This window comes from Stenotrophomonas sp. YJH_SMC_37 (assembly GCF_059370035.1).
This window is the reverse complement of sequence record NZ_JCAFTG010000004.1, coordinates 189691-208857: the sequence shown is the minus strand read 5'-3', so window position 1 is coordinate 208857 and position 19167 is coordinate 189691. Positions and strand designations below refer to the sequence as shown.

Annotated in this window: 24 protein-coding genes; 21 read left to right on the top strand and 3 right to left on the bottom strand. The window is 67.6% G+C overall.

Annotated elements, in window-relative coordinates; genetic code table 11:
• Positions 1–28 precede the first annotated feature (28 nt).
• The 7 genes from purM (at position 29) to AC5P8J_RS07915 (ending at position 4945) form a co-directional block, all read left to right on the top strand.
• Positions 29–1087 carry a phosphoribosylformylglycinamidine cyclo-ligase gene (gene purM / locus AC5P8J_RS07945; RefSeq protein WP_134732241.1) on the top strand — a complete coding sequence of 353 codons (1059 nt, stop codon included), beginning with the start codon at positions 29–31 and terminating at the stop codon, positions 1085–1087.
• Between the two features lie 21 nt (positions 1088–1108).
• Complete coding sequence (locus tag AC5P8J_RS07940; protein ID WP_019659437.1) at positions 1109–1597, top strand: hypothetical protein; 489 nt, start codon at positions 1109–1111, stop codon at positions 1595–1597.
• Entirely contained in the window at positions 1594–2016 is a 423-nt protein-coding gene (locus AC5P8J_RS07935) for a hypothetical protein (protein ID WP_111102984.1), read from the top strand. Before AC5P8J_RS07940 ends, AC5P8J_RS07935 begins: the two co-directional genes overlap by 4 nt.
• Positions 2017–2056: 40 nt before the next feature.
• Positions 2057–2716: a DUF2238 domain-containing protein gene (locus AC5P8J_RS07930; protein ID WP_019659439.1), complete on the top strand. Its 660-nt coding sequence runs from the start codon at positions 2057–2059 to the stop codon at positions 2714–2716.
• Positions 2713–3372 (top strand): phosphoribosylglycinamide formyltransferase, encoded by a 660-nt coding sequence (gene purN / locus AC5P8J_RS07925; protein WP_021202586.1) that lies wholly within the window; start codon positions 2713–2715, stop codon positions 3370–3372. Before AC5P8J_RS07930 ends, purN begins: the two co-directional genes overlap by 4 nt.
• Positions 3373–3440: 68 nt before the next feature.
• Positions 3441–4259, top strand: coding sequence for a DUF3108 domain-containing protein (locus tag AC5P8J_RS07920; RefSeq protein ID WP_021202587.1), 819 nt, complete (start codon positions 3441–3443; stop codon positions 4257–4259).
• 2 nt (positions 4260–4261) lie between these two features.
• Positions 4262–4945, top strand: a complete 684-nt coding sequence (locus AC5P8J_RS07915; protein ID WP_021202588.1) for a DUF3108 domain-containing protein — start codon at positions 4262–4264, stop codon at positions 4943–4945.
• A 115-nt stretch (positions 4946–5060) separates the two neighbouring features.
• Here AC5P8J_RS07915 and AC5P8J_RS07910 read toward each other — a convergent pair whose 3' ends face one another.
• Genes AC5P8J_RS07910 through AC5P8J_RS07900 form a run of 3 tightly spaced genes read right to left on the bottom strand, consistent with a single transcriptional unit; the run spans position 5061 to position 6898 of the window.
• Positions 5061–5378: a hypothetical protein gene (locus AC5P8J_RS07910; protein ID WP_019659443.1), complete on the bottom strand. Its 318-nt coding sequence runs from the start codon at positions 5376–5378 to the stop codon at positions 5061–5063.
• Positions 5375–6646, bottom strand: a complete 1272-nt coding sequence (gene murA / locus AC5P8J_RS07905; protein ID WP_019659444.1) for a UDP-N-acetylglucosamine 1-carboxyvinyltransferase — start codon at positions 6644–6646, stop codon at positions 5375–5377. Before murA ends, AC5P8J_RS07910 begins: the two co-directional genes overlap by 4 nt.
• A gap of 21 nt (positions 6647–6667) precedes the next feature.
• Entirely contained in the window at positions 6668–6898 is a 231-nt protein-coding gene (locus AC5P8J_RS07900; RefSeq protein ID WP_021202589.1) for a BolA family protein, read from the bottom strand.
• A gap of 54 nt (positions 6899–6952) precedes the next feature.
• On the opposite strand from AC5P8J_RS07900, the gene AC5P8J_RS07895 reads away from it, so the two are divergent.
• The 14 genes from AC5P8J_RS07895 (at position 6953) to mgtE (ending at position 19161) form a co-directional block, all read left to right on the top strand.
• Positions 6953–7954 carry a KpsF/GutQ family sugar-phosphate isomerase gene (locus AC5P8J_RS07895; RefSeq protein ID WP_227844084.1) on the top strand — a complete coding sequence of 334 codons (1002 nt, stop codon included), beginning with the start codon at positions 6953–6955 and terminating at the stop codon, positions 7952–7954.
• Between the two features lie 66 nt (positions 7955–8020).
• Positions 8021–8569 (top strand): KdsC family phosphatase, encoded by a 549-nt coding sequence (locus tag AC5P8J_RS07890; protein ID WP_134732236.1) that lies wholly within the window; start codon positions 8021–8023, stop codon positions 8567–8569.
• Entirely contained in the window at positions 8566–9141 is a 576-nt protein-coding gene (lptC, locus tag AC5P8J_RS07885) for an LPS export ABC transporter periplasmic protein LptC (RefSeq protein WP_019659447.1), read from the top strand. The genes AC5P8J_RS07890 and lptC overlap by 4 nt, the downstream gene beginning before the upstream one ends.
• A 103-nt stretch (positions 9142–9244) precedes the next feature.
• On the top strand, positions 9245–9796 hold the full coding sequence (lptA, locus tag AC5P8J_RS07880) for a lipopolysaccharide transport periplasmic protein LptA (protein WP_019659448.1): 552 nt from the start codon (positions 9245–9247) through the stop codon (positions 9794–9796).
• Positions 9796–10515: an LPS export ABC transporter ATP-binding protein gene (gene lptB, locus AC5P8J_RS07875; protein WP_019659449.1), complete on the top strand. Its 720-nt coding sequence runs from the start codon at positions 9796–9798 to the stop codon at positions 10513–10515. Before lptA ends, lptB begins: the two co-directional genes overlap by 1 nt.
• A 39-nt stretch (positions 10516–10554) precedes the next feature.
• A complete protein-coding gene (locus AC5P8J_RS07870) occupies positions 10555–11976 on the top strand; it encodes an RNA polymerase factor sigma-54 (protein ID WP_188250361.1) in 1422 nt (473 codons plus the stop codon).
• A gap of 58 nt (positions 11977–12034) precedes the next feature.
• Entirely contained in the window at positions 12035–12352 is a 318-nt protein-coding gene (gene hpf / locus AC5P8J_RS07865) for a ribosome hibernation-promoting factor, HPF/YfiA family (RefSeq protein WP_004147311.1), read from the top strand.
• Between the two features lie 21 nt (positions 12353–12373).
• Entirely contained in the window at positions 12374–12826 is a 453-nt protein-coding gene (locus AC5P8J_RS07860) for a PTS sugar transporter subunit IIA (protein WP_019659451.1), read from the top strand.
• Complete coding sequence (gene hprK / locus AC5P8J_RS07855; protein ID WP_019659452.1) at positions 12823–13773, top strand: HPr(Ser) kinase/phosphatase; 951 nt, start codon at positions 12823–12825, stop codon at positions 13771–13773. Before AC5P8J_RS07860 ends, hprK begins: the two co-directional genes overlap by 4 nt.
• Positions 13774–13800: 27 nt before the next feature.
• A complete protein-coding gene (gene rapZ, locus AC5P8J_RS07850; protein ID WP_019659453.1) occupies positions 13801–14685 on the top strand; it encodes an RNase adapter RapZ in 885 nt (294 codons plus the stop codon).
• 493 nt (positions 14686–15178) lie between these two features.
• Positions 15179–15571 carry a PTS sugar transporter subunit IIA gene (locus tag AC5P8J_RS07845; protein ID WP_019659454.1) on the top strand — a complete coding sequence of 131 codons (393 nt, stop codon included), beginning with the start codon at positions 15179–15181 and terminating at the stop codon, positions 15569–15571.
• A complete protein-coding gene (locus AC5P8J_RS07840) occupies positions 15564–15833 on the top strand; it encodes an HPr family phosphocarrier protein (RefSeq protein WP_005408385.1) in 270 nt (89 codons plus the stop codon). The genes AC5P8J_RS07845 and AC5P8J_RS07840 overlap by 8 nt, the downstream gene beginning before the upstream one ends.
• Positions 15834–15835: 2 nt before the next feature.
• Positions 15836–17605 carry a phosphoenolpyruvate--protein phosphotransferase gene (ptsP, locus tag AC5P8J_RS07835; RefSeq protein WP_021202592.1) on the top strand — a complete coding sequence of 590 codons (1770 nt, stop codon included), beginning with the start codon at positions 15836–15838 and terminating at the stop codon, positions 17603–17605.
• Between the two features lie 194 nt (positions 17606–17799).
• On the top strand, positions 17800–19161 hold the full coding sequence (gene mgtE, locus AC5P8J_RS07830; RefSeq protein WP_019659456.1) for a magnesium transporter: 1362 nt from the start codon (positions 17800–17802) through the stop codon (positions 19159–19161).
• Positions 19162–19167: the final 6 nt, after the last annotated feature.

Sequence of the window (19167 nt, the reverse complement as noted above, 5' to 3'; positions counted from 1 at the left end):
CGTTCAACCCCTGCCAGCGCCGACGCCCGTGACCAACACCCCGTCTTCCGCCCCCTCCCCCCTTACCTATCGTGACGCGGGTGTCGACATCGACGCCGGCAACGCGCTGGTCGAGCGGATCAAGCCCCTGGTCAAGCGCAGCTTCCGGCCGGAAGTGATGGGCGGCCTGGGCGGCTTCGGCGCCCTGTTCGACCTGTCCAACAAGTACCGCGAGCCGGTGCTGGTGTCGGGTACCGACGGCGTGGGCACCAAGCTGAAGCTGGCGCACCAGCTGAACCGCCACGATACGATCGGCATCGACCTGGTCGCCATGTGCGTGAACGACGTGCTGGTACAGGGTGCCGAGCCGCTGTTCTTCCTGGACTACTTCGCGACCGGCAAGCTGGACATCGACACCGCCGCGGCGGTCGTGGGCGGCATCGCCAACGGCTGCACCGAGGCCGGCTGCGCGCTGATCGGTGGTGAAACCGCTGAAATGCCCGACATGTATGCCCCGGGCGAATACGACCTGGCCGGCTTCACGGTGGCCGCGGTCGAGAAGAGCGAGCTGAAGGACGGCGCCAGCGTGGCTGCCGGCGACGTGCTGATCGGCATCGCCTCGTCCGGCCCGCACTCCAACGGCTACTCGCTGGTGCGCCGCATCTACGACCGTGCCGGCCGCCCGGCCGAGCTGGAGCTGGAAGGCGGCGTGAAGCTGGTCGATGCGCTGATGGCGCCGACCCGCCTGTACGTCAAGCCGATCCTGGCGCTGCTGAAGTCACACGGCGAGGCCATTCACGGCATGGCCCACATCACCGGTGGCGGGCTGACCGAGAACATCATCCGCGTGGTGCCCGACGGCCTCGGCCTGGACATCCAGGCCTCGTCCTGGACCCTGCCGCCGGTATTCCAGTGGCTGCAGAAGGAAGGCGCCGTGGCCGACAGCGAGATGTGGCGCACCTTCAACTGCGGCATCGGCTTCGTGCTGATCGTCGCGCCGGACCAGGAGGCTGCCGTGTCCGAGGCGGTCAGGGCGCAGGGCCTGGAGCACTGGACCATCGGCCAGGTGGTCACCGCCGAAGGCGCCGAGCGCGTCCACATCGGCTGAGCCCGGCAACCAGGAGCCCGCATGGACGCAACGCCCCCCCTGGCACCCACCCCGGTACCACCGCCGTTGGCGGCGGTGCCGGTCTTCAGCAGGCAGGACGCTGACCACCTGCGCGCGCTGTCCATCGCCCACTATGTGTTCGGTGGCCTGATTGCGCTGCTCTCGCTGTTTTTCATTCTGTACATCGTGCTCGGCATCAGTGCGCTGAGCGGCCATCTGCCGATGAACTCCGGGGGCCAGCCCTCGTCGCCGGCCGAACAGCGCCTGTTCGGCTGGGTGTTCACGGTCCTGGGGACCGTGTTCGTCGCCGGCGGCCTGGGCATGGCCGCATTCGTCATCCATGCCGGCCGCTGCGTGGCCCGGCGGCGTCGTTACCTGCTGTGCCTGATCGTGGCCGGCCTGCTCTGCCTGTTCGCGCCGCTGGGCACCGTTCTAGGGGTTTTCACCCTGGTCACACTGCTGCGCCCGCAGGTGAAGGCCGCCTTCGATGCAGCTGGCACGGCTGCATGACGATGCCGGGCGCGCCTCCGCCATTGCCACAGCAGACCCTGGCGCAGCTGCAGTTGGCCAGCCACCTGCAGACGCTGAAGGTGCTGTTCTACGCGCTGGCAGGTTTCCACTGGCTGGCCGCGTTGGCCTTCCTCGGTTTCATCGGCCTGGTCGCCAGTTCCCGGGGGTTGGACGAAGGCGCGGCGCTGGGCACGGTCTACGGGGTCATTTCGTTGTTGGCGGCGGCGCTTGGCTTCGTACAGCTGCACACCGCGCGCCTGCTGTCGCGCCGCACCGGGCTGGCCTGGTGCCAGCGCGCGGCATGGCTGGCAGTGCTTGCCGGCCCGTTGGGCATGGCGCTGACGGCCTATGCCCGGGTGTTCCTGTCCAAGCCTGACATGGCCGCATTGTTCGACCGCGGCGACCACCTCAGTGCCTGAGCCCGCAGGCAACCCATCGCTCCCTCCTGACCGATCCGACATGTCCGCGCCCGCCACCGCCGCAAACGCCACTGCCCGCGGCTATCGTGTTTCACTGCCCAAGAAGCTGGCCTTCGCCGCCGTACTGGCCGTGTTCCTGGTCAGCTGGATCGATCCGCTGTGGCCCGTCGAACAGGCCCTGCACAGCTCGCTGACCGTCGTCGGCCTGGCTGCCCTGCTCTGGGTGGACCGGCGTGGCTGGCTGGGCAATGGCGCCTTCATCGCGATCTGTGGCTTCATCGCACTGCATTGCGTGGGCGCGCGCTGGCTGTACTCCAACGTGCCCTACGACGCTTGGGCACAGGCGCTGGCCGGCTGGTCGCCGAATGCCGCCTTCGGCTGGCAGCGCAACCACTTCGACCGTCTCATCCACTTGTTGTTCGGCGTCTGCTTCACCCCCGCGCTGCTGCAGCTGGCCCGGCATGCCTGGCCGGCGCTGCGCCTGGGCCAGGCCTTCAGCCTGGCGGTGATGACGGTGATGTGCGCCAGCCTGGTCTACGAGTGGTTCGAGTGGGCCATCGCGCTGGCCCTGTCGCCCGACGCCGCCGAGGCCTACAACGGGCAGCAGGGCGACATGTGGGACGCTCATGCCGACATGCTGCTGGCGACCCTGGGCAGTCTGCTGACCTGGCCGTTGATCCGCCGGAGTGCCCGGCAATGAGCACGCCCACCCGCATTGCCGTGCTCGCCTCCGGCCGCGGCAGCAACCTGCAGGCCATCCTTGACGCAATTGCTGACGGCCGCCTGCCCGCCGAGGTTGTCGGCGTGTTCTCCGACCGCCCAGCCGCAGCCGCGCTGCAACGGGTCGGCGACAGCCTGCGCTGGGCGCATGCACCGAAAGAATTCGGTGACCGCGCCGCCTACGAGCAGGCCTTGGGCGATGCACTGGCCGCGGTCGCGCCGGATCTGATCGTCTGCGCCGGCTACATGCGCATTCTCGGCGCCGACTTCGTGCAGCGCTTCAATGGCCGGCTGGTCAACATCCACCCCTCCCTGCTACCGCTGCACAAGGGGCTGGACACGCATGCGCGGGCGCTGCACGCCGGCGATGCGGAGCATGGGGCCAGCGTGCACCTGGTGGTGCCCGAGCTGGATGCCGGCGCCGTGCTGGCCCAGGCGCGGGTGCCGGTGATGCCCGGCGATGACGCCGACAGCCTGGCGGCGCGTGTGCTGGCGGTGGAGCATCCGCTGCTGATCGCCACCCTGCAGCTGCTGTGCGCCGGCCGCCTGGCTGAACGGGAGGGCCAGCCACTGCTGGATGGTCACCCCCTGTTTAGCCCACTGGTCCTAGATTCCGCCGGGAACCTGAACCGGTAACGCCCACGCACACGCCCCGCTGACTGCGGGGCTGGCATCCTGCCCCCCTCCTGCAGCTCCTGTCCTCCATGAAGACCACGACCCTGCTGTCCACTTCATTGCTGCTGTCGCTTGTCGTGCTTCCCGGCGTGGGTTGGGGCCAGGCACAGGCGGTTGCCTCGCCGGTTCCGGCGCCAGCGGTGCAACCGCCGGCCGAAACGACGGCCCCGGCCCTGCCGGCATTGGCGTGGGAACCGCCGCCGCTGCAGCCGTTCAGCGCCACCTACCAGGCCTTCTACAAGGGCAAGGAGGCCGGCGACGCCAGCATGCAGGTCACCCACACCGGCGGCAACCAGTGGCGGGTGGACATGCAGGTGGTCGGCCGCCGCGGGTTCGCCAGCGTGCTGGGACTGAACATCGAGCAGAGCACGGTCTTCGAGGAGCGCGCTGGCACCTATGCACCGCTGAGCCAGAGCACGGTGCGCAAGGGCCTGTTTCTCGGCAAGAAGGCGGTCGGCACGTACAACTGGCAGGCCGGTACCGCGCAGTGGAGCGGCGATGTCGAGAAGAAGCGCGCACAGCCGATTCCGCTGCAGCCGGGCGACCAGAGTGCGCTGCTGATCAATCTGGCAATCATGCGCGACGCCCGCCCAGGCGCCGCGATGCACTACCGCTACGTGGACATGGGCAAGGTCCGCCAGCATGACTACCAGGCCGCGCCGCAGACCGAGAACGTCGAGGTCGGCGACCTGTCCTACAACGCGCTGCGGGTCTACCGGACCAACGGCGGCAAAAATGAAACCATCCTCTGGATCGCCAACGGGGTCCCCACCCCGGTGCGCATCCTGCAACGCGAAGACGGCGAAGACCGCGTCGATCTGCGCCTGATCGAATACCAAGGAGTCTGAGCATGAGCATCCCGACCCGCCCCCTCGCCTGGATCGCGGCCGCTGCCCTGTCCGTGGCCAGCCTGCCGGCCATGGCCCTGCAACCTTTCAAGGCGGATTACCTGGCCAGCTACATGGGCATGCAGGCCAACGGCACGATGACCCTGTCCAACGAAGGCAGCAACAAGTGGCGCTACAGCCTGCAGGTGAAGAACCAGCTGGCCGACCTGAGCCAGAGCACCGTGTTCGAGGAAGTACGTGGGCAACTGCGCCCGCTGAGCAGTCAGGACCGCTCGGCGCTGCTGGTGAAGAAGCGCAACGTGCAGGCCAATTACAACTGGACCAGCAACCAGGCCACCTGGACCGGCGACATCAAGCCGGACCGTGCCGGCCCCATCGCGCTGAAGGCCGGTGACATGGATGCGCTGCTGATCAACCTGGCGATCACCCGTGACCTGGCCGCCGGCAAGCCCCTGACCTATCGCATGGTCGACGAAGGCCGCATCAAGAACATGACCTACCGCGTGGTCGGCAAGGAATCGATCAACGTGGGCGGCAAGAGCTACGAGGCCACCAAGGTCTCGCGCGCCGACGGCAACAAGGAGCTGATCGCCTGGATCGTGCCGGAGTTTCCGGTGCCGGCGCGCATGCTGCAGCGTGAGGGCGGACGCGATGCGCTGGACCTGACCATCAAGGCGCTGAACTGACCGGAGATCCACGTCATCCAGGCATGGCGTGGATCTACTGGAAACCTGGAGTAGATCCACGCCATGCGTGGATGGACGCCCCGGGGAAAAACGCCCGCTTTCGCGGGCGTTTTTCTTACTTCTTTTCCTCGGCCGCAGCGGGCTTGAACTCGGTGCGGCAGTCCACGCGGATCTGCTCGCCGGTGCTGCGCCAGACGAAGGTGCGGCAATGACGGTTGCCGTCCTGGCTGTCGTTCACCGCGACCGCGTAGAACGACTCGATGATCTCGTCGCGCGAGACCGTGCCATCGCCGTTCCAGTCCATGTCCCTCTGCTCGATGCCCTGGGTAATGGCGATGTTGGCGTACCAGGCATAGCCCAGCCACGCCAGCACGATCAGCACCAGGGCCAGCAGTGCCTTGCGACGCGGGCTGAACTTGCCACGCAGGATCATGGCACGCGCCGGATGGTGGCGCCGAGCGAAGACAGCTTCTCTTCGATGTTCTCGTAGCCACGATCAAGGTGGTAGATGCGGTCGATGGTGGTCTCGCCGCTGGCCATCAGGCCGGCCAGGATCAGCGAGGCCGACGCACGCAGGTCGGTGGCCATCACCGGCGCACCGCTCAGGTGCTCGCTGCCACGCACGATGGCGGTGTGGCCTTCAACCTGGATGTCCGCGCCCAGGCGCAGCAGTTCGTTGACGTGCATGAAACGGTTCTCGAAGATCGTTTCGTTGATCACGCCCACGCCGTCAGCCACGCAGTTGAGCGCCATGAACTGGGCCTGCATGTCGGTCGGGAATGCCGGGTACGGCGCGGTGGTCAGGTTGACCGCCTTCGGCCGCTTGCCCTGCATGTCCAGGGTGATGGTGTCGTCGGTGGTCTCGATCTTCGCACCGGCCTCGACCAGCTTGGACAGCACCGCGTCCATGGTGTTCGGGCGCGCACGGTTGACCGTGACCTTGCCGCCAGTCATCGCTGCGGCCACCAGGAAGGTGCCGGTCTCGATGCGGTCGGGCAGCACTTCGTGGCGGCCACCGGACAGGCGCTCGACGCCTTCGATCACCAGGCGGGCGGTGCCCAGTCCTTCGATCTTCGCGCCCAGCGCGATCAGGCAATGCGCCAGATCGGTCACTTCCGGCTCCATCGCACAGTTGTCGAGGATGGTGGTGCCTTCGGCCAGCACCGCGCCCATCAGCACGTTCTCGGTGCCGGTGACACTGACCATGTCGAAGGTGAAGTGGCCGCCCTTCAGGCGCTTGGCGCTGGCCTTGATGAAGCCGTTCTCGACCACGATCTCGGCACCCAGTGCCTGCAGGCCCTTGATGTGCTGGTCGACCGGACGCGAACCGATCGCGCAGCCGCCCGGCAGCGACACTTCGGCCGCGCCGAAGCGGGCCAGCAGCGGGCCCAGCACCAGGATCGAGGCGCGCATGGTCTTGACCAGCTCGTAAGGTGCCACGTGCTGGTTGACCGAACGCGGGTCGACCACGATCGCGCTGCCGCGCGACAGCGTGCCCTGGTCGATGGTGACCTTGGCACCCAGTTCGCCCAGCAGCTTCACCGTGGTGACCACGTCGTGCAGGTGCGGCACGTTGGTGATCTCCACCGGCGCATCGGCCAGCAGGGTCGCGCAGAGGATGGGAAGGACGGCGTTCTTGGCGCCGGAGATGCTCACTTCACCGTGCAGCGCAGCGCCGCCGGTCACAACGATCTTGGCCATGTATTGGGAATCTTCTGCGGTTCAGCCGGCTTCGGCCGGGGTCACGGTTTTCAGCGCCAGCGCGTGGATCGCGCCGCCCATCAGGTCGCCGAGGGTGGCATAGACCATCCGGTGGCGGGCCAGCGGCATCTTGCCGGCAAAGGCCTCGCAGACCACGGTCGCTTCGAAATGCACGCCATCGTCGCCACGCACATCGGCGCGGGCGCCAGGCAGGCCGGTTTCGATCAGATTGCGGATGGTGTCGGCGTCCAACGGGCTTTCCTAATAAAATGTGCATCCATTCTACTTCCGCTGCGTGGCGTCCGCATGGCCGAATCCCTGTTGCCCCCCCGTTCTGCCGACCCTGCCGGCCTGATCGCCAGTGGCCGCCGCGTGTTCGAGATCGAGCGGCAGGCGCTGGAGGCCGTGGCTGACCGCCTCGGCGAGGCCTTCCAGCAGGCCTGCCAGGCGATCCTGGCCAGCCGCGGGCGTGTGGTCGCCACCGGCATGGGCAAGTCCGGGCACATCGCCCGCAAGATCGCCGCCACCCTGGCCTCCACCGGCACCCCGGCGTTCTACGTGCACCCTGGCGAGGCCGGACACGGTGACCTGGGCATGATCACCGAGGACGATGTGGTGCTGGCGCTTTCCTATTCGGGGGAGTCGGACGAGCTGCTCATGCTGTTGCCGGTGCTCAAGCGCCAGGGCAACCTGCTGATCTCCATGACCGGCCGCCCGCAGTCCAGCCTGGCCACCGCCGCCGATATCCACCTGGACGTCAGCGTGCCGGCCGAGGCCTGCCCGCTGGCGCTGGCGCCGACCTCCAGCACCACCGCCTCGCTGGCGATGGGCGATGCGCTGGCCGTGGCCCTGCTCGACGCACGCGGCTTCACCGCCGACGATTTCGCCCGCTCGCACCCGGCCGGCAGCCTCGGCCGCCGCCTGCTGCTGCACATCACCGATGTCATGCACACCGGCGACGACCTGCCCAGCGTGGGCGCCGATGCCAGCCTCAGCGAGGCGCTGGTGGAAATGAGCCGCAAGCGGCTCGGCATGACCGCCGTGGTCGACGCCGATGGCGTGCTGATCGGCCTGTTCACCGACGGCGACCTGCGCCGGGCGCTGGACAGCGCGCTGGACGTGCGCACCGCGAAGATCGCCGATGTGATGACCCGCAACCCGCGCACCATCGGTGCCGACCAGCTGGCCGTAGAGGCCGCGCGGCAGATGGAGACCCAGAAAATCAACGGCCTGATCGTGGTCGATGGCCAGGGCCGTGCGGTCGGCGCCCTGAACATTCATGACCTGTTGCGGGCCCGGGTGGTTTAACCGACAGTCCGTAGACCCCATTCAGTCTGTAATGCCCCACCCGCCCCCACCGAGCCTGATCGCCTGATGCCCTGGTCCCCGCTGCCCGCGTTCCCCGCCCACCTGCATGCCGCTGCGGTCCGCGTCCGCCTGGCCTGCTTCGACGTGGACGGTACCCTCACCGACGGTCGGCTGTACTACGACAAGGACGGCAACGAGAGCAAGGCGTACTTCGTGCAGGACGGTCTGGGCCTGAAACTGCTGCAGCAGCACGGCATCCATCCCGTGCTGATCACCGCGCGCAACAGCCAGTCCGCGCTCAAGCGCGGCGCCGACCTCGGCATCGACACCCAGATCGCCGTGGGCGACAAGCTGGCCAGCGTGCAGGCGCTGTGCGCGCAGCACGGCGTCGGCCTGGAGCAGGTGGCCTTCATGGGCGACGACCTGCCGGACCTGGCGCCGCTGGGCGCGGTCGGCCTGGCAGTGGCCCCGGCCAACGCCCACCCGTGGATCGCCGAGCGCGTGCACTGGCAGACCCGCGCCGACGGCGGACGTGGCGCCGCCCGCGAACTGTGCGACATCCTGCTGGCCGCACAGGGCCACGTGGATTCGGTGCTGGCGAGGTTCGGCGCATGAGCCTGCCGACACTGAACTGGCGCACCCTGCTGGGCGTCGGCCTGCTGCTGGCGGCGCTGCTCAGCAGCTGGGCCGCCCTGCGCAACCGCGACAAGGGCCCGGCCAACGACAGCCAGGAGCCGGGTGTGGACTACGTTCTGCACGACTTCCAGATCGTGGCCCTGGATGAGCACGGCAAGGAGTCGACCACCCTGCGTGCGCCGCGGCTGGAGCGCCAGCGTGGCGACCAGACCATCAACATCGCCACGCCGCTGTTCGAGATGCCGGACAAGGATGGCAAGCACTGGACCCTGCGTGCCGAGACCGGCTGGCTCAGCGCCAAGGGCGACCAGATGAAGCTGCGCGGCAATGTGGCCGGCGACAGCCCGGCCGATCCGGGCGTGGTGCCGACCACCTTCCGCACCGACCATCTGGACGTGTTCCCGAAGGAGAACCGCGCCCGCACCGACGCCCTGGTGACCATGACCCGCCCGGGCATGGAACAGTCCGGCGTCGGCTTCGAAGTGGATTCGAAGAACAACACGTATCATTTCCTCAGCCAGTCCAAGGGCCGTTACACGCCCAAACGCTGATTCCGCCGCCAGCCCGCGACGTCTCCGGACAGGCGCAGGGCCGGCAGCCCCACCCTCCGCCCCCGGCCCGCCCGGGAGGCCCCCACCGGTAGAACGGACCCCGATGAAGATTTCCTTTGCCGCCGTACTCGCGCTCGGTCTTCTTGTCCCCAGCGCCGCCTTCGCCAAGTCCACCGACCGCAACGAAGACATGCACATCGATTCCGGCGCCCAGTCCGGCACGCTCACCGGCGACGGCAAGACCGTGCTGTCGCAGGGCGTGATCATCACCCAGGGCACGCTGGACCTGCGCTCGTCCGAGGCCGAGATCTACCTCAAGGATGGCGAAGCCGTGCGCGCGGTGTTCACTGGCAAGCAGGCCAAGATGAAGCAGCAGCTCGATGACGGCACCTGGATGGATGCCGTTGCCGACCGCATCGACTACGACATCAAGACCGAGATCATCACCCTGACCGGCAACTACAAGGTCACCAGCGCGCGCGGCACCAATGCCGGCCAGCGCATGGTCTACAACACCCGCACCGGCGAAATGAACTCCGGTGGTGACGGCAGCCGTGTGCGCACCGTCATCCCGCCGAAGAACAAGACCCCGGCCGCGCCTGCGGCACAGCCCAAGGCCACCACGCCGGCGCAGCCGGCCGGGAGCAGGAAGTAATGCTCGTCGCCAAGGGCCTGCGCAAGAAGTACAAGCAGCGCGAAGTCGTCAAGGATTTCGGGCTGACCCTCGACGCCGGCGAAGTGGTCGGCCTGCTGGGCCCCAACGGTGCCGGCAAGACCACCTGCTTCTACATGATCGTCGGCCTGGTTGCGGCTGACGCTGGCAGCATCGTGCTCGACGGCAAGGACATCACCGGCGACCCGATGTATACCCGCGCCAAGCAGGGCGTGGGCTATCTGCCGCAGGAACCGTCGGTATTCCGCAAGCTGACCGTGGCCGACAACATCCGCCTGGTGCTGGAGCTGCGCGAAGACCTGGATGCGGCCGGCCGCGAGCGCGAATTGAACAGCCTGCTCGACGAACTGCAGCTGGGCCATGTTGCCGACCAGCTTGGCGCCAGCCTGTCCGGTGGCGAACGCCGCCGCTGCGAGATCGCCCGCGCCCTGGCAGCGCAGCCGCGCCTGATCCTGCTTGACGAGCCGTTCGCCGGTGTCGATCCGATTTCGGTCGGCGAGATCCAGCGCATCGTCACCCATCTCAAGCAGCGTGGCATCGGCGTGCTGATCACCGACCACAACGTGCGCGAGACCTTGGGTATCTGCGACCGCGCGTATATCCTCGCCGAGGGCAGCGTGCTGGCCCAGGGTTCGCCGGAAGCGATCCTGGACAACGCCGATGTACGCCGCGTCTACCTCGGGGATTCCTTCAAGCTGTGAAGCAGTCGCCGGGTCCCTTTCCTTCCTTTCGGCACAGGCATGAAGACTCGGCTGCAGACATCGTTGGGACAGCAACTGGTGCTTACGCCCCAGTTGCAGCAGGCGATCAAGCTGCTGCAGATGTCCACTACCGAGCTGGAGCTGGAAATCGCGCAGGCGGTGGAAAGCAATCCGCTGCTGGACTGGGCCGACAGCAGTGACAGCAGCAGTCCTGCCGGCGAAGGCGACGACAACGGCAACGATGCGCCCGCAGAACGCACCGATGCCGGCGACGACTGGGCGCCGGCGGAACTGGACTGGAACGCGTCCGGCAGCGGCGGCAGCTTCGACGATGACGACGACAATGGCAGCGCCGCCGAGCGCGTAGCCGAAACCGAAACGCTGGCCGACCATCTGCTGTGGCAGCTGCATCTGTCGCATCTGTCCCCACGTGATCGCAGCATCGGTGCCGCGCTCATCGATGCACTGGACGATGACGGTTATCTGCGCGAACCGCTGGGCACCATCGCCGACACCCTGTTGCCGGCGATCCACGCCGGCGAGGACGAGATCCTCGCCGTGCTGCATCGCATCCAGCGCTTCGATCCGGTGGGTGTGGCTGCACGCACGCTGGGCGAATGCCTGCTGCTGCAGCTGGATGTGCTGCCCGGCGAAACGCCCGGGCTGGCGCTGGCGCGACAGATTGCCGCAGGCCCGCTGGAACGGCTGCCACGCAGTGGCGTCGCCGGGCTTGCTCATGAGTTGAAGCAGCCGATGGACGAGGTCGAGACTGCCGTCGCGCTGCTGCGCTCGCTGGACCCGCGCCCGGGCACGCAGATCGCACCGCTGTCGCAGGACACTTACGTGGTGCCGGACGTGGTGGTATGGCGGCAGAACGGCGTGTGGCGCGCTGCACTGGCCGCCCATGCCGGGCCGAAGGTGGTGATCCACCGCGGCTACGAACAGCTTATCCGGCGTTGCGGCGATGCCGATGCCGGCTACCTGCGTGCCCAGCTGCAGGAAGCACGCTGGCTGCTGAAAGGCCTGCAGCAGCGCGGCGAAACCCTGTTGCGCGTCGTGCGCAGCCTGATCCTGCAGCAGGCCGGCTTCCTTGAATTCGGCGAGCAGGCGCTGCGCCCACTGACCCTGCGCGAGATTGCCACCGAACTGGGCCTGCACGAATCCACGGTGTCGCGTGCGATCGCCCGCAAGCACGTGCGCACCCCGCGCGGCACCCTGCCACTGCGGGCCTTCTTCGCCTCCGGCATCGATACCGAAGGCGGCGGCGAGGCGTCCAGCACCGCCATCCAGGCGATGATCCGGCGCCTGATCGACGATGAGAATCCGCGCAAGCCGCTTTCTGACGCCAAGCTGGCTGACCTGCTCAAATCGTCGGGAATCCCAGTAGCGCGGCGCACCGTGGCGAAGTATCGTGAAGCCATGAACATTTCCGCCTCGCACGAAAGGGTCAGAATCGCTTGACGCGCCGCCGCGCCCGGCGGAGAGGTTCATTGGCACATCCGAACACAGGAGAAACCCGATGCGCATCGAAACGTTTGGCAAAGATGTCGAAGTCACCCCGGCCCTGCAGTCCTATGTGGAGGAAAAGCTGGCCCGGATCGGAAAGCACTTCGACCAGCACTGCGAAGCGCGGGTGACCCTCAAGCTGCAGAAGACCGAACACCATGTCGACGCCAGCCTCAACATCCCGGGCCAGACCCTGCACGCGGAGGCCAATGCCCAGACCATGTATGCCGCGATCGACCTGCTTGCGGACAAGCTTGACCGCCTGGTGATCAAGCACAAGGAGAAAAAACAGCAGCACGCGCCGCTGCCGGTGGGCGACAATGGTGGCTGATCGCCACCGTTCCCCGCAGACATGCCCCTGACTGACCTCCTGGCGGCCGTGCAGACCCAGCTCTGCACGGCCACCGACCGTGACAGCGTCCTGCAGGCCGCCGCCGGGTTGCTGGCCTGCCGCCAGGCCAATGCCGAACAGATCTACCTGAACCTGTGCCAGCGCGAAGCCCTGGGCAGCACCGCGATCGGCCACGGCATCGCCATCCCCCACGGCCGCGCGCCTACCCTTGATCGCCCCCGTGGCGCCCTGCTGCGATTGGCCGCCCCGGTCGATTTCGGCGGCGACGAACCGGTGGACCTGGTGTTCGCCATGGCCGTCCCCGCCCACTACACCCACCAGCACCTGATGCTGTTGTCCGAGCTGGCCGAACTGTTTTCCGCGCCGGACATCCGCCAGGCCCTGCGCGAAGCGGGCGATGCCCGGGCGCTGCGCGAGGCGCTGGACATGACCCCTCCTGCGAGTGCCGCATGAATACCAGCATTACCGCCCGTGAACTGTTCGAACAGCAGCGCGAGCGGCTGGGGTTGCGCTGGGCCGCCGGCAAGTCCGGTGAGAAGCGCGAGCTGGAGGCCGGCAATACCGTCTCGCGGCGTCCCTCGCTGGCCGGCTACCTCAACGCGATCTATCCCAACAAGGTGCAGATCCTGGGCACCGAGGAACTGTCCTGGCTGGATGCACTGGAACCACGCCAGCGCTGGGAGACCATCGAAAAGATCATGCAGTCGCACCCGCTGGCGCTGGTGCTGACCCGCAACCAGCCCTGCCCGGAAGACCTCCGCGCCGCTGCTGACGAATCCGGCACGCCGCTGTGGCTCTCGCCCAAGCGCGGCCACGAACTGCTCAACCACCTGTCCTACCATCTGGCGCGTACGCTGGCGCCGCGGGTGATCCTGCACGGCGTGTTCATGGAGATCTATTCCATCGGCGTGCTGATCACCGGCGAGGCCGGATCGGGCAAGAGCGAGCTGGCGCTGGAGCTGCTCACCCGCGGCCATCGCCTGGTCGCCGACGATGCCCCCGAGTTCACCCAGATCGCCCCGGACGTACTCGACGGCACCTGCCCCGAACTGCTGCAGGACCTGCTGGAAGTGCGCGGCCTGGGCGTGCTCAACGTGCGCGAGATGTTCGGCGACACGGCTGTAAAGAAGAACAAGTACCTTCGGCTGATCGTCCACCTGACCAAGCCGATGACCGAACCCACCCCACATGGCTACGAACGCCTGACCGGCGATTCGGGCACCCGCCATGTGCTGGACCTGGACGTTCCGCTGATCACCCTGCCGGTGATGCCCGGCCGCAACCTGGCCGTACTGACCGAAGCCGCGACCCGCCTGCACATCCTGCGCACCAAGGGCATCGACCCGGCGGCTATGTTCATCGCCCGCCACAGCAACCTGCTGGAACGGCGAACACCCTGATTTCCCTGCCCCTCGAAGAGCCTGTCCATGAGCACCGTCACCCCCTCCGCCCCGACCCTGATCATCGTCAGCGGCCTGTCCGGCTCGGGTAAATCCGTCGCCCTGAAGACCTTCGAGGACCAGGACTACTACTGCTCGGACAACCTGCCGATCAATCTGCTGCCCGACTTCGTGCGCAGCCTGCTGGCCAACCATGACGGCAGCGCGCCGCGCCGCCTGGCCGTGGGCATCGACGTTCGCGGACAGGCCGATCTGAGCCAGCTGGGCAACTGGCGGCAGCTGGCCACTGACGCCGGCGTGGAAGTGAAGGTACTGTTCTTCGAGGCCAGCGATGAGGCTGTGCTCAAGCGCTACGCCGACACCCGGCGCCGTCATCCGCTGAGCCAGCTGGGCCTGTCGCTGCCCGAAGCGATCGCACGCGAACGTGAATTGACGGCACCGCTGCGCCGCGAGGCCGATGCGGTGATCGATACCAGCAACCTCAACGTGCATCAGCTGCGGCGGCGGATCATCACCGAGTTCACGCTGGACCATGCCACCGGACTGTCCCTGCTGTTCGAATCGTTCGCGTACAAGCGCGGCGTGCCGGCCGAGGCGGACTTCGTATTCGATGCGCGGGTGCTGCCCAATCCACACTGGGACCCCGATCTGCGTGCGCTGAGCGGCCGCGAACCGGGCGTGCGCGACTATCTGGAAGCACAGCCGGACGTGCAGCGTTACCTGGCCCAGCTGATGGATTTCCTCGATACGTGGCTGCCGAAACTGGGGGATGGCACCCGCAGCTACGTGACGGTGGCGTTCGGCTGCACCGGCGGCAAGCACCGCTCGGTGTTCCTGGCCGAGCGCCTGGCCCGGCATGCCCGCGAGATGGGCTGGGAAGATGTGGCCACGTATCACCGCGAACAGGATTGAGGGTGGTCGGCCGGGCTGCGCCCAGCACCCGCCGGTAGTGCCGGCCGCTGGCCGGCAACAGCAACAGCAACAGCAGAAGCGGCATTCCGTGGGATGGCGGGGCGGTGTGGATCTGCAGGACACGCCGTAGACCCCGCTCCGCGGTCCGGCCCAGCCGCTGGCGGCTGGGCGTTCGGGCGCTTGCGAAGCAGTGCTTCGCAAGCAAAGCGCCCTCACCCCTGGGGGCTCGATGGCGCCATCCATGGCGCCAACGGTCCTGCAGACCCACACCGCCCCACCTCTGACAGATTTCTGCTGCTGGTGGGTGTCGACCCTGGTCGACACGATGGATCCACGCGTGCGTGGATGAATCGCTGTCAGGCATCGAAAAACGGATGGGGTCGGATCTCTTTCTCAACTGAAAGGCTCCCCTTGCGAGCAACGCTGAATACGGGACACAGTGCCCCTCATCTGCTGCTATCGCCAATTCACCTTGACCTGTTAACGTGCAGTAATGACCTGTGGCATTCTCCTCGTAACACATCCGGGGGTCGGGCCCGCCCTGCTTGAGGTGGCGACCCGGCTCCTGCGGCAATTGCCGCTGAAAACCGAAGCTTTCGAAGTGCCGTTCGACGCAGACCTGGACGCCCTGCTCCCGCTCGCCTCGGCCGCCCTGCGGCGGGTCGATGCAGGGGATGGCGTGCTGATCCTGACCGACCTGTACGGCGCCAGCCCCGCCAACCTAGCCGGGCAGCTGGCCCGGTTGGGGACCCCGGTTCGCCGGGTATCGGCGCTGAGCCTGCCGATGTTGCTGCGGGTGATGAATTATCCGGAACAGGGACTGGATCAACTGCCCGCCACAGCCGCGGCGGGCACCCGTAATGGAGCGATAGTCGACGATGCTTGAACGAGAACTCACCGTGAGCAACCGCCTGGGCCTGCACGCCCGGGCCACCGCCAAGCTGGTGCAGACCCTGGCGCCGTTCCGCTGCAACGTGACCATGGCCGCCAAGGGCCGTGAGATCAACGCCAAGAGCATCATGGGCGTGATGCTGCTGGCCGCCGGCCAGGGCACTCCGGTCACGGTGCGCATCAACGGCGAGGACGAAGCCGCCGCGATGGAAGCGGTGGTCGGTCTGTTCGAGCGCCGCTTCGACGAGGACAGCTGAGCGTGCCGCGCGCGCGCGCCGGCCAGGCTCCTTCCGGCCAGCGGCCGGTCCAGCTGCTGGCTGGGCACGGTGCTGCCCGTGGCGCGGCGATGGGCCGCGCACGGGTACGCCTGCCGCATGCGCTGGAGGTGGCCGAGCAACGCATCGGCGCCCACCAGGTCGAGGCCGAGCTGGCCCGCCTGCATCGTGCGGTGGATGCCGCGCGCACGGAAATGCACGAACTGCGCCAGCGCCTGCATGGCGCATTGAACCAGGAAGTGGGCGAGTTCCTGGACCTGCACGCGCTGCTGCTGGACGATCCCGAGCTGTTGTTCGGGCTGGACGAGCTGATCCGCAGCGGTCCCTACAGTGCCGGCTACGCATTGCGCCTGCAGCGTGACCGCCTGGCCAAGGTCTTCGATGGCATGGACGATGCCTACCTGAAGAGCCGCATGGACGACCTGGACCATGTCATCGGCCGCATCCACGCGTTCCTGCAGCCTGAACGCGCGCCGGTGATGAAGGGCCTGGCCGGCGAGATCCTGGTCTGCGACAACATCGCCCCGTCCGAACTGGCCCAGCTGCAGGCCCAGGGCGTGGTTGGCATCGTCACCGCCGCCGGCAGCGCGCTGTCGCACAGTGCGATCCTGGCGCGCAGCCTGCATCTGCCGTTGATCGTGAACGTTCCGCAGCTGCTCAGCCGCATCGCCGATGGCGACGTGCTGATCATCGATGGCGCCGACGGCAGCATCACCGCCAACCCGCAGGCCGACAACCTGCGTGACTATCGCGCGCGCCTGAAGGAGCATGCGCGCGAGCAGCGCGAGCTCGGCCGCCTGCGCAGCAAGCCCAGCCGCACCCGCGACCAGGTCGACATCGCCCTGCTGGCCAATGCCGAATCGCTGGAAGACGTCACCCAGGCGCACGCGCTGGGCGCGCAGGGACTGGGCCTGTACCGCACCGAGTTCCTGTTCCTGCAGCGCAACGAGCTGCCGGATGAAGAAGAACAGTTCCAGACCTACCGGGATGCCGCGTTGGGCATGAGCGGGCGACCGGTCACCATCCGCACGCTCGATCTGGGCGCGGACAAGGCCGACCGCACCGGCCTGACCCTCAGCAATGAAGAGAACCCCGCCCTGGGTCTGCGCGGCGTACGCCTGTCGCTGGCACGCCCGAAGGTGGCCGATACCCAGCTGCGCGCGATCCTGCGCGCCTCCGCCTACGGCAAGCTGCGCGTGCTGGTGCCGATGGTCAGCACCCGCGAGGAGCTGCTGGCGGTGCGCCGGCGCATGCTCAAGCTGACCGAACAGCTGCGCGGCGAGGGCCACATGGTGTCCGACCACGTGCCGCTGGGCGCGATGATCGAAGTTCCTGCGGCAGCACTGGCGCTGGAGAGCTTCATCGACCTGGTCGATTTCCTGTCGATCGGCACCAATGACCTGGTGCAGTACCTGCTGGCCGCCGACCGCAACAACGAGGCACTGGGCGAACTGTATTCGCCACTGCATCCGGCCGTGCTGCGACTGCTGCAGATGGTGATCGAGACGGGCGCGCGTCACCGCATCCCGGTGGCGGTCTGCGGCGAGATGGCCGGCGACGCACGGATGACCCCGCTGCTGCTGGCGCTGGGCCTGACCGAGTTCAGCCTGCACCCCGGCACGCTGCTGGAAGTGCGCCGTGCGATCCGCGATGCCGATCTGGCCGCATTGCGCGCGCGCGCGCCCAAGCTGCTGGCCGCACGCGACCGCCGCGCGATCGAGCGCTGGCTGGCGCTGGTGGCCGAAACGGCCTGACTGCCGAGGGTAGTGCTGGTCGCTGGCCGGCAATCTCGTGGACTTCGATGGGGACGATTGCGGGCCAGCGGCCGGCGCAACCACCGCCCCTCGGCTATGCGTTGAAACATCCCCTTGCGATAATGACGCGCTGAACACCCCTGTTGCCGCATCCTTGCCGGGATCGCGGCTTTTCTTATCCCGCGGGAGCTGCGATGGCTGAAGCCGTACGCCACGACAAGACTGCGCGCCAACTGCGGATGCTGTCCGACGCACTGGACAGCGGTCGGCTGGGCCCGGTGCGTCGCCTGGTCAACACCCTGGCCCCGGCCGAGATCGGCAACCTGCTTGAATCGCTGCCGCCGGGCAAGCGTGAGGTGGTGTGGGGCCTGGTCGATCCGGAAGATGACGGCGAGGTGCTGGTCCACGTCGGCGACGACGTGCGCGAGAGCCTGCTCGCGGACATGGACCCGGACGAAATCATCGCCGCGGTCGAAGACCTGGACATCGACGACCTGGCCGACCTGGTCGAAGACCTGCCCGATACGGTCATCGACGAAGTCCTCAAGTCGATGGACCGCGAGAACCGCGAGCGCCTGGAACAGGTGCTGTCCTATCCCGAGGACAGTGCCGGCCGCCTGATGAACCCGGACGTGGTGACCGTGCGCGCCGACGTCAACGTGGACGTGGTGCTGCGCTACCTGCGCCTGCGCGGCGAACTGCCGGACCACACCGACCACCTTTTCGTGGTCAGCCGGCGCCATCAGTACCTTGGCCGGGTGTCGCTGGCGGCACTGGTGACCCACGAGGACACCACCCCGATCAACCGCCTGATCGACGACGAGCAGCCGGCCATCGACGTCGGCGAGAGCGACCAGGAAGTCGCGCGGCAGTTCTCCGACCATGACTGGATCTCCGCACCGGTGGTGGACGAGAACAACATCCTCGTTGGTCGCATCACCATCGATGACGTGGTCGACATCATCCGTGGCCAGGCCGAGCACCAGGCGCTGGGCGCCGCCGGCCTGGACGAGGACGAGGATCTGTTCAGCCCGGTCTGGCGCGCCATGCGCCGCCGCCTGATGTGGCTGTCGATCAACCTGTGCACGGCCTTCCTGGCCTCCAGCGTGGTCGGTCACTTCGAGGGCACCATCGACAAGCTGGTGGCGCTGGCGGTGCTGATGCCGATCGTGGCCGGCCTCGGTGGCAACGCCGGCACCCAGGTGCTGGCGCTGATGGTGCGCGGCCTGGCGCTGGGCCAGGTGGGCGCCTCCAACGCGCGCACCCTGCTGTGGAAGGAAGTGCGTGTTGCGCTGCTGAACGGCGTGATGCTCGGCTCGGTGCTGGGCCTGATCGTATTGGCCTGGTTCCATTCACCCGGGCTGTCTGCGGTGATCGCCATCGCGCTGACCTGCAACCTGCTGTTCGCAGCGCTGGCCGGCGTGCTGGTGCCGCTCACACTGAAACGCTTCGGCTTCGATCCAGCGCTGGCCAGCGGTATCTTCCTGACCGCAGTGACCGACTCGATGGGCTTCTTCACTTTCCTCGGCCTGGCCACGCTGGTGCTGCTGCACTGACCGCAT